9 protein-coding genes are annotated in these 13479 nt (G+C 43.9%); 7 read left to right on the plus strand and 2 right to left on the minus strand.

The window, feature by feature from the left end; translation table 11 throughout:
• Window positions 1–9: 9 nt before the first annotated feature.
• Both ATK78_RS03030 and ATK78_RS03035 read right to left on the minus strand, forming a co-directional pair.
• A complete protein-coding gene (locus ATK78_RS03030; RefSeq protein WP_133574577.1) occupies window positions 10–1506 on the minus strand; it encodes a Y-family DNA polymerase in 1497 nt (498 codons plus the stop codon).
• A gap of 1 nt (window position 1507) precedes the next feature.
• Window positions 1508–2236: an ImuA family protein gene (locus ATK78_RS03035; RefSeq protein ID WP_133574578.1), complete on the minus strand. Its 729-nt coding sequence runs from the start codon at window positions 2234–2236 to the stop codon at window positions 1508–1510.
• Between the two features lie 355 nt (window positions 2237–2591).
• On the opposite strand from ATK78_RS03035, the gene ATK78_RS03040 reads away from it, so the two are divergent.
• From ATK78_RS03040 to ATK78_RS03070, 7 genes are all read left to right on the plus strand, one after another.
• Complete coding sequence (locus tag ATK78_RS03040) at window positions 2592–3185, plus strand: RNA polymerase sigma-70 factor (protein ID WP_133574579.1); 594 nt, start codon at window positions 2592–2594, stop codon at window positions 3183–3185.
• Between the two features lie 90 nt (window positions 3186–3275).
• Complete coding sequence (locus tag ATK78_RS03045) at window positions 3276–4463, plus strand: FecR family protein (RefSeq protein WP_133574580.1); 1188 nt, start codon at window positions 3276–3278, stop codon at window positions 4461–4463.
• Between the two features lie 252 nt (window positions 4464–4715).
• On the plus strand, window positions 4716–8135 hold the full coding sequence (locus tag ATK78_RS03050; protein ID WP_243732419.1) for a TonB-dependent receptor: 3420 nt from the start codon (window positions 4716–4718) through the stop codon (window positions 8133–8135).
• Between the two features lie 12 nt (window positions 8136–8147).
• Window positions 8148–10109, plus strand: a complete 1962-nt coding sequence (locus ATK78_RS03055) for a RagB/SusD family nutrient uptake outer membrane protein (protein WP_133574582.1) — start codon at window positions 8148–8150, stop codon at window positions 10107–10109.
• Between the two features lie 28 nt (window positions 10110–10137).
• Complete coding sequence (locus tag ATK78_RS03060) at window positions 10138–11391, plus strand: DUF5000 domain-containing lipoprotein (protein WP_133574583.1); 1254 nt, start codon at window positions 10138–10140, stop codon at window positions 11389–11391.
• Window positions 11392–11406: 15 nt separating this feature from the next.
• Window positions 11407–12150, plus strand: coding sequence for a DUF4998 domain-containing protein (locus ATK78_RS03065; protein ID WP_166664806.1), 744 nt, complete (start codon window positions 11407–11409; stop codon window positions 12148–12150).
• Window positions 12151–12154: 4 nt separating this feature from the next.
• Window positions 12155–13474, plus strand: a complete 1320-nt coding sequence (locus ATK78_RS03070; RefSeq protein ID WP_166664807.1) for an acetylxylan esterase — start codon at window positions 12155–12157, stop codon at window positions 13472–13474.
• Window positions 13475–13479: the final 5 nt, after the last annotated feature.

The following is a 13479-nucleotide window of genomic DNA, read 5'->3' on the forward strand; positions in this document are numbered from 1 at the left end:
TTCTTTTAGTTAAGCAAAAAATCCATGGATAAACCACTGCGACTTTTCATCGTTATAATGACCAGAGCGAAACACCCAGTAGCGCCGTCCTTTTTCATCCTCTAGTATATAATAATCCCGATGTTCACCCTTGTCCATCCACCATTCTCTTTCAATACGCTCCGGTCCGTCGGCCTTTTTTACCGTATGGAGTTCATCCTTATACCTAAAGTTCATGGGCGGATAATCTGGAATGGGAGCAGTAACTTTAATGGGCTCCGGACGTGCCAGCAGTTCCATCGGACGCGGATTGGCAATCTGCCAGGTGGTTTCTGTCTGTTCTTCGAGCGACGCTGCACGGCGCAGGGAACGTTCAGGCCAGTAATGTGCCGCTGGAATATAGCGCTTTATGGCCTCTAGCCCAATCTTTCCGCCAAGCCTGTCAAGCAGTTGGGCAAGTCCTTTATCCGCAAGACCAGGTTTTCCGTTCCACAGCTTTTCCTGATAAATGCTTACCGGCTCAACCTTAGTGGCAGTAAGGATGAAAAGCTCAATTCCAAGGGCAGGTTCAATTGCAGCAATCTTCAGTTCAAAAAGCTTGCATAAATGCGAAACGTGATGGGTAGACTGGTTGGTGCCGATATGCACCTGTGTCAGTTTGCCGTCCAGCCGGTATCCTTTAAGTTCCGCATAGCGGATACCCAATCCTTCACTGCTTAAACGCGAGCAAAGGGATTCCAGGAGCTTTTGAATCGCGATCTCTATGGCTGGTTTAGTGCGGATGGGTTCCAGGCAGGGCAGGCGCTCTTCATATGGTGGCACAACGATTAGCGGTTTAATGGTCTCTTCTTCAGTTCCCAGTGCCTGTCCGAGTTTCAGTAAAAATTCTTCTCCAAATCTCCTGCGCAGTACAGAACGTGGCATCTGGATAAATTTACCGATCTTATCCAGCCCCAGTTTATGCAGGCGTTGTGTCGTTGCTTCATCAATACGCAGGGCGATCGGTGGCAGGTTTAATATCGCATTATATTGCTGGTTTTCATTGATGATGGGAGAAACACTCCCGAAACGCGCAATTGCCCAGGAGGTGCCAATGGTATCAGATATGGCAGCGTGGCAGCTGTATCCGGATTCACGGAGTCTTTCCAGAATCATCTTCAAGTATCCTTTTTCGCCGCCCCATAGGTGACTGCAGCCGCTGGAATCCAGGATAATTCCATTTGGAAGATCAATGGCTACAATTGGAGTAAAACGGATGGCCCATTTGCCGATACGGGTAAGCACTTTTCTGGCCAGTTCGGGCTGGTCATCAAACACCTGGATGCCTGGCACAATGGCCTTGGCATCTGCAAGCGGAGTACCCGCAAAGATTCCGTTAGTTTCTGCATCTCTGGACGCAGCGGTAATCATCACCTTTCCATGAATGGGTTCAGTAAAGACAAATACACGCCCTTTTAGTTCTGGTTTGCGGATGACAAGCCAGTCCGTCAATAAATGCGGAAACCATATAGAAACAAAGCGCTTCATATTATACCGCCTGTTTGGTGTGTTCAACAATAGGCTCGGTAGCAGCAAACGGAGCAAAATGATCTTCAGCCCATTCCAGCAAAAAACTACCCGTATGCCCATTACGAACCTTTAAGAGGTTTACTTCCCAGCGGGGATGGCCAACGCCAGGCATACCTTCCATCATCTCGCTTGGCTGGGGCTTAACATGCCACCTCACAGTGCAAGCAGTTGCCGATAGACGTTTAGGTTCTTTTCTAAGCAGCATTCCGGTAACATGGCTCTTCTCAACGGCAAGCTGTAGCCTGCGTGACTGCGCAAAGTCAATGTCCGGCAGTTCTGCAATAACAGCTGCAAGCCCCTCACATTTAAGTGCTTCTTCCATCACCCAAAGAATCTCCTTTTCACGGTAGAGGTCAATGAAGATGATCTGTTCCGGCATCACACCAAAACTTTGCATAGCAGGGGGGAAGAGCTTCCGGTTTCGGCTGATCCATAAACAAGCATTGCCGGTTTCCATCAGCTTAGCCAGCAATCCAGCAATAAAACCATCGCTGGCAGCAGCCTCTTCCGGGTTATCAGTCAGGAATTCGTGAATAGTGCCAACGGGGAAGACCGCATTTGGAAAACAATGTTCCAGCGGGCCAAGGCCAAAGCCTTCGGCATTACCCGGCAGTGCAGGTTTAAAGCCCTGCATCTCCAGAATCTGCTTTTGCAGCTGCTGTAGTGTCTCTTTTTGATCTGATGTCATTACTCCCAATCTTGCAGCCTTGGTTGCTCAAGATAATTATGATGTAAAGATAGAAGTTAAAACACTATAATTACTAATATTTTTAGTAATTAAACAAAATGAACAGATGGAATCTATCAAATTTAGACACATCAACACGTCATTAAAGAATATTGGTTTCCGGTACCAACGATATGATTTTGAATCGCGGGCTTAGTTAAATCACCATATTCAATAATAATCAAAAAACACCTCGCCAAATGAATACAACCTCTTTCAACCAAATCTTATAAAATAGTTTAGCATTAACAGTAAGTTAACATAGCAGGTCTAACTTAGCGATCTCAAAGAGATCAATAGTGGGGATTAGAAATCAATGATAAATTATGGCAACAACCTTGTAGAACAAGACTCCTTAGATGCATCGATGGGTTCTCAAAAACGTTCTCACAAACGTTCTCATGAAGGTTCTCATACACGTTCTCATAAAAGCCTGTTTGAACAATATTACGTGCGTTTATGTGACTTTGCAAGAAGGATCCTGAATGATGAAGATCTGGCTGAAGATGTAGTTCAGGATGTTTTCGTTGCATTTATAGAAAGGAGTGAAACTGTATATATTGAAAATGAAGTCATCCGCAGTTACCTCTATCAATCCGTTAAAAATGCTTGCCTCAACAAATTAAGAAAAGGCAAAGTAGTTGAACAGTTTGAATCCAACCATAACCTTCCTGTAATAGACGAAGAGCATGCACTCTCTGCAATGATCCATTCTGAAATAGTAGGAGAGATCCATTATGCCTTAAAAAAATTACCGGAGGGCTGCAGGTTAATTATTCGATTGGGCTATTTCGAGGGACTAAACAATCCGCAAATCGCGAACGAGTTAAAGATCAGTGTAAATACCGTGAAAAGCCAAAAGCAAAGAGCCCTCTTTCTGCTGAGAAAAGAACTTGTTCCGGGAACCTGATCTCCTGGAAATAAAAAAAAGTATTTTTCATTCCACCCACTTTTAAACTTTCCGTGTCTTAGTATTTGAACACCCTCAAATAAATATGGAATGAAAGACAACGAAGCATACGATTTTTCCGAATTGGTATTGCGGTATCTGAAAAAGGAGCTTACCCAGGAAGAAGAACGTGCTTTCTTAGCAGCCGTATCAAACGATATGGAAAAAAAGAAAATATTCGAACGCTACGAAGATCGCAGGCCCTTAGATCGTGACCTGCAGTATTACAAACGCATAGATACCGACGAAGCCTGGAATAAAATAATGTCCAGGAAAAAAGCCAAAGATCAACAGGCAGATGTGATCATAGCTTCCCCATATATCTCCTTAAAGAAGTGGCTGCCCTATGCCGCCATACTTCTATGTATTCTTGGCTTTGGCTTTTGGAGCATCTTTTTAAATAAGGACAATAAACTGATTAAGGACAATCAGTTTGGATTTAAAAATGATGTATTGGCCGGACCAAATACAGCGGTACTTAAACTATCCAATGGAGAGGAAATTAAATTGGGACAAACCGGGGAAGAAATTAAGGACGGGGCAGCCAGTTTATCATTTTCTCAAAATGGAGAACTGATGTATCACCATTCTATAAAAACAGAAAATGGACAGTTTAATGAGATTGCAGTATCCAGTGCAGGAAAGTTTAAAGTTAGTCTTTCCGATGGCAGTATAGTCTGGGTAAGCTCTTCCTCAAAACTCAGGTATCCTGTAGCATTTAACGGCAATGAACGTCGGGTTTCATTAGAAGGTGAAGCGTACTTCCAGGTAGCTAAAAATGCTAAGAAACCCTTTTATGTTGAAGTTGGCGGAAAAACCATCCGTGTGCTGGGTACCCAGTTCAATGTTTCTGCTTATACCAGGCGTGTACGTACCACCCTGGTTGAAGGTTCTGTCCGCATTGAGGATGGAAAGCGTGTAAGTATGCTCAAGCCAGGTCAGCAGGCAGTTTTCAAGCCCCGGGGAGTCGTTATACAAGCAGCCAATGTAGAAAAAGATATCGCATGGAAAGAAGGCTATTTCACGTTTGACCATGACCGTATAAAAGACATCATGGAAGAGATTGCCCGATGGTACGAGGTGACGGTATCTTACGAAGGGAATATTAAAGATGAGGTATATACCGGCAGTGTGCCCAGGTCTTCAAGCTTGGGAGGCGTTTTGCAAGCTTTAACAGACGTTAGCGGACTGCATTTTGAAATCGATGGCAGAAATGTAATGGTAAAAATCAATAAATAAAGGAAAGGAACTATGGGCTAAAAACAGACAAAGACAAAAAAATAAGCCCAAATAAAAACCGAAAGTGGTGCAACACTTCCGGTCATAAAATGGGATCTAAAAATTTAATCGAACCAAAAGCATAAATGGTTTAATTGTTAACCCTTTTTTTACGAAAGTATGAAATATTTGATACAAGTCCAAGCCCTGGAAAGGGGATTTTATGGACTTGCCTCAACCAACACCACAAAATGGCCTTTAATAGTAAGGATAATGAAATTGGTTGTTTTTTTAACATTAATATTGGTCATGGGCGCCAATGCAGGTACCAAAGCCCAACTTGTAACCATCTCGGTTAAGGGAGCGAACATTAAAGAAGTTTTCAAAGAACTTGAAGAGCAGACAGACTATCGGTTTCTCTATAATGAACGCATCTTCGACCGGATGGCACCCATTTCTTTACAGGTAAAAAATGAAAGCCTGGACAATGTATTGGGTTCTCTTTTTAAAGGACAGGGAATTATATTCCGCAAACGTCCCGGAACCATTACACTCAGGGCAGATGAGAACTTGAGGTCTGTAGAAAGACTTACAAAGCAGGATCTGACCATCATTGGTACCGTAACAGATTCTATAGGGCCCATTCCAGGGGTTTCCGTAGTGGTAAAAGGTAAATCTTCCATAGGTACCACCACAGATTTAAACGGAAAGTATGTTTTAGAAGTACCCGTTAAAGATGCCATATTGGTATTTAGTATGGTAGGCTTTAAAACGGTTGAAGTGCCGCTTACCGGAAAGAAAGTAGTAGATGTAACCTTAAAGATCGATCAGAGCGGTCTTGAAGAGGTCGTTGTTGTTGGTTATGGAACGCAGAAAAAGGAATCTGTAATTGGTTCCATAACAACCATAAATCCAAAAGAACTTAAAGTTCCATCCAGCAATTTAACCACTGCCCTGGCAGGAAGAATTGCCGGGGTAATTGCCTATCAGCGAAGTGGTGAACCCGGCGCTGATGATGCCCAGTTCTTTATTCGCGGAGCCACAACCTTTGGCTACCGCCAGTCGCCGCTAATCCTTATTGATGGTATGGAATATACCACCACCGATCTGGCGCGTTTACAGCCAGACGATATTAAGGAGTTTTCCATCTTAAAAGATGCCACGGCAAGTGCAGTTTATGGGGCCAGGGGTGCCAACGGGGTAATCCTCGTAACAACAAAAGGCGGTGTAGAAGGTAAACCACGAATTAGTTTCCGTGCTGAAAATTCATTATCTGCACCTACCAAACAAATAGAACTAGCAGATCCCATCACCTATATGCGCTTAAGTAATGAGGCCGTATTAACCAGGGATCCGCTTGGAGAAACCATCTACTCACAAAGTCAGATTGACAATACCATTGCAGGAACCAATGCCGTTGCTTTTCCAACCGTGGATTGGCAAGAGTCATTGTTTAAAGATTATACGTTAAATCAGCGCTATAACTTCAACTTAAGTGGCGGCGGACAAGCGATGACCTATTATATTTCAGGAACATATAACAAAGACAATGGTGTATTGAAGGTAGACAATAGAAACAACTTCAATTCCAATGTTGATCTTGGTTCCTATAATTTGCGTTCCAATGTAAACATCAATGTTTCTAAAACCACAAAGGTAGGTATACGCCTGAATGGCAACTTTGATGATTATACAGGGCCGTTATCCAGTGGAGAAGACATTTATAAAATGGTGATGCGCGCGCCGCAAACGCGTTTCCTTCCATACTATCCTGATCTGCCTGGAGATAAAGCGTTAAATCACATTAAATTTGGTAATACCTTACAAGGCAATGCGGTAAACCCTTACGCAGAAATGGTAAAGGGATACAGGGAATACAGCAGATCACTGATGGTTGCCCAGGTAGAGCTTAATCAGGATTTGAATGTTTTAACAGAAGGACTTTCCTTTAACGCCATGATGAACACCAACAGAAGGGCATATTCATCAGTTGGACGTCAGTATACGCCATTTTGGTACGGGCTAAATTATTACGATAAACTGGCAGATACCTATCAGCTTACCGCATTGAACGATGGTTCGGCCTCTTCAGGAGGCGGTACCGACTGGTTAGATTTTGTGCGCGGCAGCGAAACTGTAAACGCTGTTTTTCATTTGCAGAGTGCGCTAAACTATAGCCGTTCATTTGCAAAGCACAATGTGTCTGGTATGGGGATACTCGTAATGCGCTCAGAAACACAAAGCAATGCGGCAACACTTCAGCAATCACTTCCAATAAGAAACCTGGGCGTTTCCGGAAGGGCCACCTACAATTATGACAGCAGGTATTTCTTTGAGTTCAACTTTGGTTACAATGGCTCAGAGCGGTTCTCAGCCCAAAACAGATTTGGGTTCTTTCCGTCAGCGGGCGTAGCCTGGGCAGTTTCTAACGAAGCATTTTTTGAAAAGTTAAGGCCAATAGTAAGCAAATTAAGACTGCGGGCAAATCTCGGCCTGGTTGGAAACGACCAGATCGGAAGCGCGACAGACCGCTTTTTCTATTTATCAGAAGTTAATATGAACGAAGCCGGTTATGGTTATCTGTTTGGAACAACTGGAGGATATGGAGGATCAGGGTATAGCATCAGTCGCTACGCCAACCCGGCAATTACCTGGGAAACTTCAAAAAACACCACCCTTGGTGTAGAACTGGGATTATGGAATAAATTCAATCTAACCGCTGAATACTTCATGGATCACCGCTATAATATTTTGATGAACCGGGCTTCAATTCCGGCAACAATGGGATTACAGGCTACACAAAGGGCTAACGTGGGCGAGGTCAGGTCACGCTCAACAGATCTGCAGCTGGATTACTCAGATAACATCGGAAAAGATTTCTATTTATCCCTGAGGGGCAATTTTACCTTTTCACAAAACAGGTATGAAGCTTTCGAAGAACCAGCCTATGCTGAACCCTGGTTATATCGTAAAGGACATTCCACCTCACAGCGCTGGGGATATGTTGCAGAACGCCTTTTTGTAGATGACAATGAGGTACAGAGTTCACCAGTTCAGAATTTTGGTGGTTTTGTAACCAGGGGAGGTGATATTAAATATCGCGACATCAATCAGGACGGGGTAATCAATAGTCTGGATCAGGTAGCTATCGGATTTCCAACTGTTCCGGAAATTGTATATGGATTTGGCTTTTCGAGCCGATATAAGGCCATAGATTTTTCAGCCTTTTTCCAGGGATCAGCACGGTCGTCATTCTGGATCGATGTAAACGCAACTTCTCCGTTTATCAATTACAGGTCTCAAGACGAAATAAGTGCAGGCTTCCTGAATGGAAAACAGCTGCAAAACCAATTACTGGACGTATATGCCAATAGTCACTGGTCAGAAGAAAACCGGGATCTGTACGCCATCTGGCCCAGACTCTCATCCACTTACAATGGCAATAGCAATCAAAGCAGTACCTGGTTTATGCGCAGCGGTGCATTTCTAAGGCTAAAAAGTGTAGAGCTTGGTTATACGTTTCCCAAAAGATTATCGAAACGCATCAATATAGACAACCTGCGTCTGTATGGCTCTGCAACAAACCTGTTCACCATCAGCGGCTTTAAGTACTGGGATGTGGAAATGGCAGGTAATGGCTTAGGCTACCCGCTGCAGCGCGTAATGAACATCGGTTTACAACTAGACTTTTAATCAAACAATTATATGAAAGCGATTAAATTAGGTGTAATTGTCCTCTTTACAATTATGCTTCAATCCTGTCAGAAATATTTAGACATCATTCCTGACAATGTGCCAACAATAGACTATGCATTCCATTTGCGGTCATCAGCAGAACGTTACCTCTTTACCTGTTATTCTTATTTACCAAATAATGGCAACCTGGGCGTAAATCCCGGGTTCAATGCAGCCGACGAAGTTTGGTATTTCTATCCAATGGATGCCTCAGGCATCAGTGAGTCGGTATCAAATATTGCCAAAGGACTCCAGAACGTACAAAGTCCGCTGGCAAATTATTGGAACGGAGGCAACCAGGGAAAACCCTATTTTCAAGCCATCCGGGATTGTAATACCTTCCTGGAAAATATCGATAAGGTGGTAGACCTGGAAGAATATGAAAGAGAGCGCTGGAAAGCAGAAGTCCTTTTTCTAAAGGCCTATTATCACTTTTTCCTGGTAAGAATGTACGGACCGATTCCACTGATCAAAGAAAATCTGCCATTAGAATCTACGCCAGAGCAGGTAAAGATCTACAGACAACCCGTAAATGAGTGTTTTGACTACATCGTGGAGTTGTTAGACCAGGCCATTGCCAATGAAAGCTTGCCAGATAACATCAGCGGGGTTGAAAACACCGAACTCGGCCGGATCACAAGGGCAACTGCACTGGCAGTAAAAGCTAAGGTAATGGTAACGGCAGCCAGTCCGCTTTTTAACGGAGGAAGTGCCAGCTTTTTTAAATTAACAGATAACCGCGGCAAAGAATTATTTAATACCACCGTCGATCCTCAAAAATGGGTAAATGCAGCAGAAGCATGTAAACGTGCCGTAGAATTTGCCGAAGGCCAGGGCTTCGGGCTGCATACCTTTGGTGGCAGTTTCTCGTACACCATTAATGATACCATAAAAACACAATTGGATATCCGTACCGCCGTTACAGAGCGGGAAAATAACAACGAAACCCTCTGGGCATTTACCAATAGCCGCGTGTCTGATCTGCAGCGGTATCTCATGCCGCAAATATTGGCCGGAGACCGGGGAGTAGATGCCGTAACACCAAGGGGAACAATTGCACCTACATTGAAAATGGTCAGACAATATTATACCGATAAGGGCCTGCCCATATCGTATGATAAAGACTGGGTAGGATCATCAGATGAAGAACTGATCACTGCAGCAACAGAAGACCGTTACTATGTTAAAAAAGGACAGGTAACCGTGAAGCTGCACTATGACAGGGAACCCCGCTTTTATGCATCAATCGGATTTGACAGGGGGATCTGGTTTGGAAATGCAACGAACAACTATAATGTAACCCAGGAAAATGCCACTACCAGCGGAATGCTCTACATTCAGGGACGTTCCGGAGAACTTTCAGCAAGATTTGGTGTATCCGGCTATTCAATAACCAGTTACCAGATCAAAAAACTGGTTGATATTCGCAGCCTTCAAAATCCACAAATGCCTGCAGCCAATATCTATGGGTATAGCTGGCCGGAATTCCGTATGGCAGATCTGTACCTGCTCTATGCAGAAGCATTAAATGAGGTGGGAGGCTACAGCCCGGAAGTTTCTAAATGGGTGAATAAAATTCGTGTAAGAGCCGGCATCCCTACCGTTGAAAGATCATGGGATACCTATTCCACCCAGCCTGGATACTACACCAATAAAGAGAACATGAGACAGATCATCCACCAGGAACGTACCAACGAACTGGCCTTTGAAGGACATCGTTACTGGGACTTAAAAAGATGGTTAACCGCCCACACCCGTGATAACCTCAATGGCCCGGTACACGGATGGGATATCGAGCAGAAAGATCCGCAATCTTTCTATCGTCCGGTATTACTCTTCAATCAACGATTTGCGATGCGTGATTATTTTACACCCATTCAGCTATCTGAATTACAAATCAACACCAACCTCGTTCAAAATCCAGGATGGTAAATATTAACTTATTAAATCAGCAAAAAGTATGCAATTCAAACATTTAGGCAAACTATGCTTAGTATTCATGGTTTGTGTAACCGGATTTTTTTCATGTAATGATGAAAGGTTTATACCGATCGAAGATGATGGTGCAGCACCTGGTCCGGTTTACGACGTTCGGGTAGAGAACCTGGCCGGCGGGGCGAAGATCAGCTATGCATTACCAGACGACAAAAATTTGTTATATATCAAGGCGGTATATACCCTAAAATCGGGGCAGGTAGAGTCAAAGGCATCTTACTTAACCAATAATATCGTATTGGAAGGTTTTGGTGATGAAGCAGAACGGGAAGTTACCCTGTATGCCGTAAGCCGTTCTGAAAAGTTATCAGCTCCCATAAAAGTCAATATCAAGCCCTTGCAGGCACCGGTATTTACTGTTTTTGAATCTTTAGGAATCAACGAAACATTTGGCGGCATCGTGGTAGACTTCGAAAATCCAACGGCAGTAAGCGGAAGCGTGAACAGCAATATGGTGATCGGAACGTTACGCTGGGACGAACAGCTTAAGGAATGGGTACAGATAGATACGTATTACAGCGGCTTAACGAAAGACCAGTTTGCAGTTAGGGGTTTAGATTCTAAACCCTATAAGTTTGGGATCTTTATTAAAGATCGCTGGGACAACCATTCTGATACTTTAGAAACCGAATTAACGCCTATTTACGAAGAAGAGATCGATAAAAAGAAGTTTAAGGATATACGGACCAAATATGCAGTACCCCAGGTTGGAGCATTGCCAATTTCCGGAAACCGGATGGTAGAAGGTGTTGATTATTCAACGGCTTATCCAATACCCAATTTATGGGATGGAAACGTAGCAAACTTTTTCCATACCAAGTCGGGCTTTGAACTGCCCATCTGGATCCCGTTTGATTTGGGGGTTTCAGTAAAACTAAGCCGGTATAAAATCTGGCAGCGGGCAGTTGCCGGCGGATATTTTTCTCACGGTAACCCGCATGAGTGGGAGATCTGGGGAACAAACACACCAGAAAATCCAAACAGCTGGGTAATCATAGCGCATCAGGAAATGATTAAGCCTTCAGGCTTACCCGTTGGACAAAACTCGGCAGATGACCGCACGATAGGTGCAGCCGGCCAGGAATATAATTTCAACATCGATGCACCGGCCGTTCGTTATCTGGCCTGGAAGCATATCGACAACTGGGCATCAATCCGCGGAGAATTTGGCTTCCTTCACGTCAACGAATTATCGCTATGGGGGCAGCCAGCTAAATAAATATAAGATATGGTTATGAATATAAAAACATTAAAACTGTCCCTGCTGTTCCTTGCCTCTGCGTTTTTGATGCTGACAGCATCTTGTGAAAAGATGGGAGACACCTATTCCGATTATTTGAAAGGTGGAGAAATTACTTATCCCGGTAAAGCAGATTCACTGGCAGCTTTTCCCGGTAATCAGCGCATCGCACTGCAATGGCTCATCATGTCAGATCCTAAAGTTGTCAAAGGAGTAGTATACTGGAACAACCACGCGGATTCTGTAGTTGTTCCCATTCAAAAAACTTCAAAAGTGGATACAATAAAGGTAATCTTACCCAATATGGAAGAAAGCTTATATACTTTTGAAGTGTATACTTACGACAAATCCGGAAACCGTTCTATCGGCAGCCAGGTTATCGGAGAAGTTTTTGGTGAATCCTATCAAAAAACCATCAGTAACCGGTTAATCAAATCGGTATCCTGGCTTAATTTACCACTGCAAGGCACTACACCAGCATTTAAAGGCGCAGAGATCACCTGGTACGGTGTAAATGCCCAGGCTATATTTTTAGAAATCGAGTATATCAAAGAAGATGGAACAATAGTAAAACTGCGTGAAGAGCCGGTAAGGGCAGTTGGGCGGCCGCCACTTTTTAGAGAAACTACGCGTCTTCCAAATTGCAAGGTAAATTCTACCATTAAATACAGGACTGCATTTGTACCAGATCCCTTAGCAATAGACACCTTCTACACCGAAATAAAACAGTATAACTAATAGAATGAACAAGTTATTTAAATACCATACGCTATGCGTAATGTGTCTGTTGCTCAGTGTTGCAAGCAACGTTTTTGCCCAGTCCAGGCCACCAGCGCCAATTCAGGTATTGGTGTCCCCGGACAAAGCAGACTGGAATTATAAAATAGGAGAGGAAGCAACATTTCGGGTAACCGTACTTCAACACCAGGTTCCGGTAAGCAACATAAAGGTCAGTTATTCAATAGGTCCTGAAAAGATGGCAGCATACACTAAAGGCGAGTCGGTTATTAAAGACGGAAATGGCATCCTTGTTAAAAGCAAGATGACAAAGCCAGGCTTTTTGAGGTGTGATGCGCGTGTTACAGTCAATGGCACCATGTACCGCGGGATAGCCACAGCAGCCTATCAGCCCCTGGATATCAAGCCTACCCAAACCCTGCCCGCAGATTTTTGGGAGTTCTGGCAAAAATCAATGGCTGAAGCAAGAAAGCTGCCTTTAGATCCTTTGCTCACCCTGATACCAGATCGCTGCACAGAAAAAACGAATGTGTATGAACTGAGTTTTCAAAACCAGGTCAGCGGCTCCCGGATCTATGGGATACTCTGTGTGCCAAAAGCACCCGGTAAATATCCTGCATTGCTCCAAGTACCAGGTGCGGGCATCAGGCCATATCCAGGCCTGATAGCACTGGCAGATAGTGGTATGATCACACTCCAGATCGGCATTCATGGTATCTCTGTTACTTCGCCTGCTGCTTTATATTCCAATTTAACATTAGGGGCATTGAGAGATTACTATTATATGAATCTCGATGACCGCGACCGGTACTACTACAAAAGAGTGTACCTGGGTTGTGTACGTGCGGTAGATTACCTTGCTACTTTATCCCAGTATGACGGGAGCAATTTAGGCGTGTGGGGTGGCAGCCAGGGCGGTGCATTGTCTATCGTTACTGCCGCGCTAGACAAGCGTATTAAATATCTCGCTGTACAGTATCCCGCTTTGTGCGACTTAACAGGTTACCTCAACGGACGTGCAGGCGGATGGCCGCATCCCTTTGCAGCACAGAACAGTTCCTTCCTGGCAAAAGAAGAAAAGATAAAAGTATCCGCTTACTATGATGTGGTCAACTTTGCCCGTGGTGTTGATGCTCCAGGCTTATATGCCTGGGGATACAATGACGATACGGTTCCTCCAACATCCTTTTATGCCGCCTACAATGTGATCAAAGCAACCAAAGAACTTCGTTTGGTACAGGAAACGGGACACTGGACCTACCCGGAACAGATGCTGGAGATCAATGACTGGCTGCTCAATAAATTACTAAAAAACAAAAAATAGATTAA

This window comes from Pedobacter metabolipauper, assembly GCF_004362715.1.
Lineage (GTDB): Bacteria > Bacteroidota > Bacteroidia > Sphingobacteriales > Sphingobacteriaceae > Pedobacter > Pedobacter metabolipauper.

Coding starts and splice junctions, on each gene's coding strand:
- ATK78_RS03060 (WP_133574583.1), top strand. CDS start 10,138: ATGCAATTCAAACATTTAGGCAAACTATGCTTAGTATTCATGGTTTGT.
- ATK78_RS03045 (WP_133574580.1), top strand. CDS start 3,276: ATGAAAGACAACGAAGCATACGATTTTTCCGAATTGGTATTGCGGTAT.
- ATK78_RS03065 (WP_166664806.1), top strand. CDS start 11,407: ATGAATATAAAAACATTAAAACTGTCCCTGCTGTTCCTTGCCTCTGCG.
- ATK78_RS03030 (WP_133574577.1), bottom strand. CDS start 1,506: ATGAAGCGCTTTGTTTCTATATGGTTTCCGCATTTATTGACGGACTGG.
- ATK78_RS03055 (WP_133574582.1), top strand. CDS start 8,148: ATGAAAGCGATTAAATTAGGTGTAATTGTCCTCTTTACAATTATGCTT.
- ATK78_RS03040 (WP_133574579.1), top strand. CDS start 2,592: ATGATAAATTATGGCAACAACCTTGTAGAACAAGACTCCTTAGATGCA.
- ATK78_RS03070 (WP_166664807.1), top strand. CDS start 12,155: ATGAACAAGTTATTTAAATACCATACGCTATGCGTAATGTGTCTGTTG.
- ATK78_RS03050 (WP_243732419.1), top strand. CDS start 4,716: ATGAAATTGGTTGTTTTTTTAACATTAATATTGGTCATGGGCGCCAAT.
- ATK78_RS03035 (WP_133574578.1), bottom strand. CDS start 2,236: ATGACATCAGATCAAAAAGAGACACTACAGCAGCTGCAAAAGCAGATT.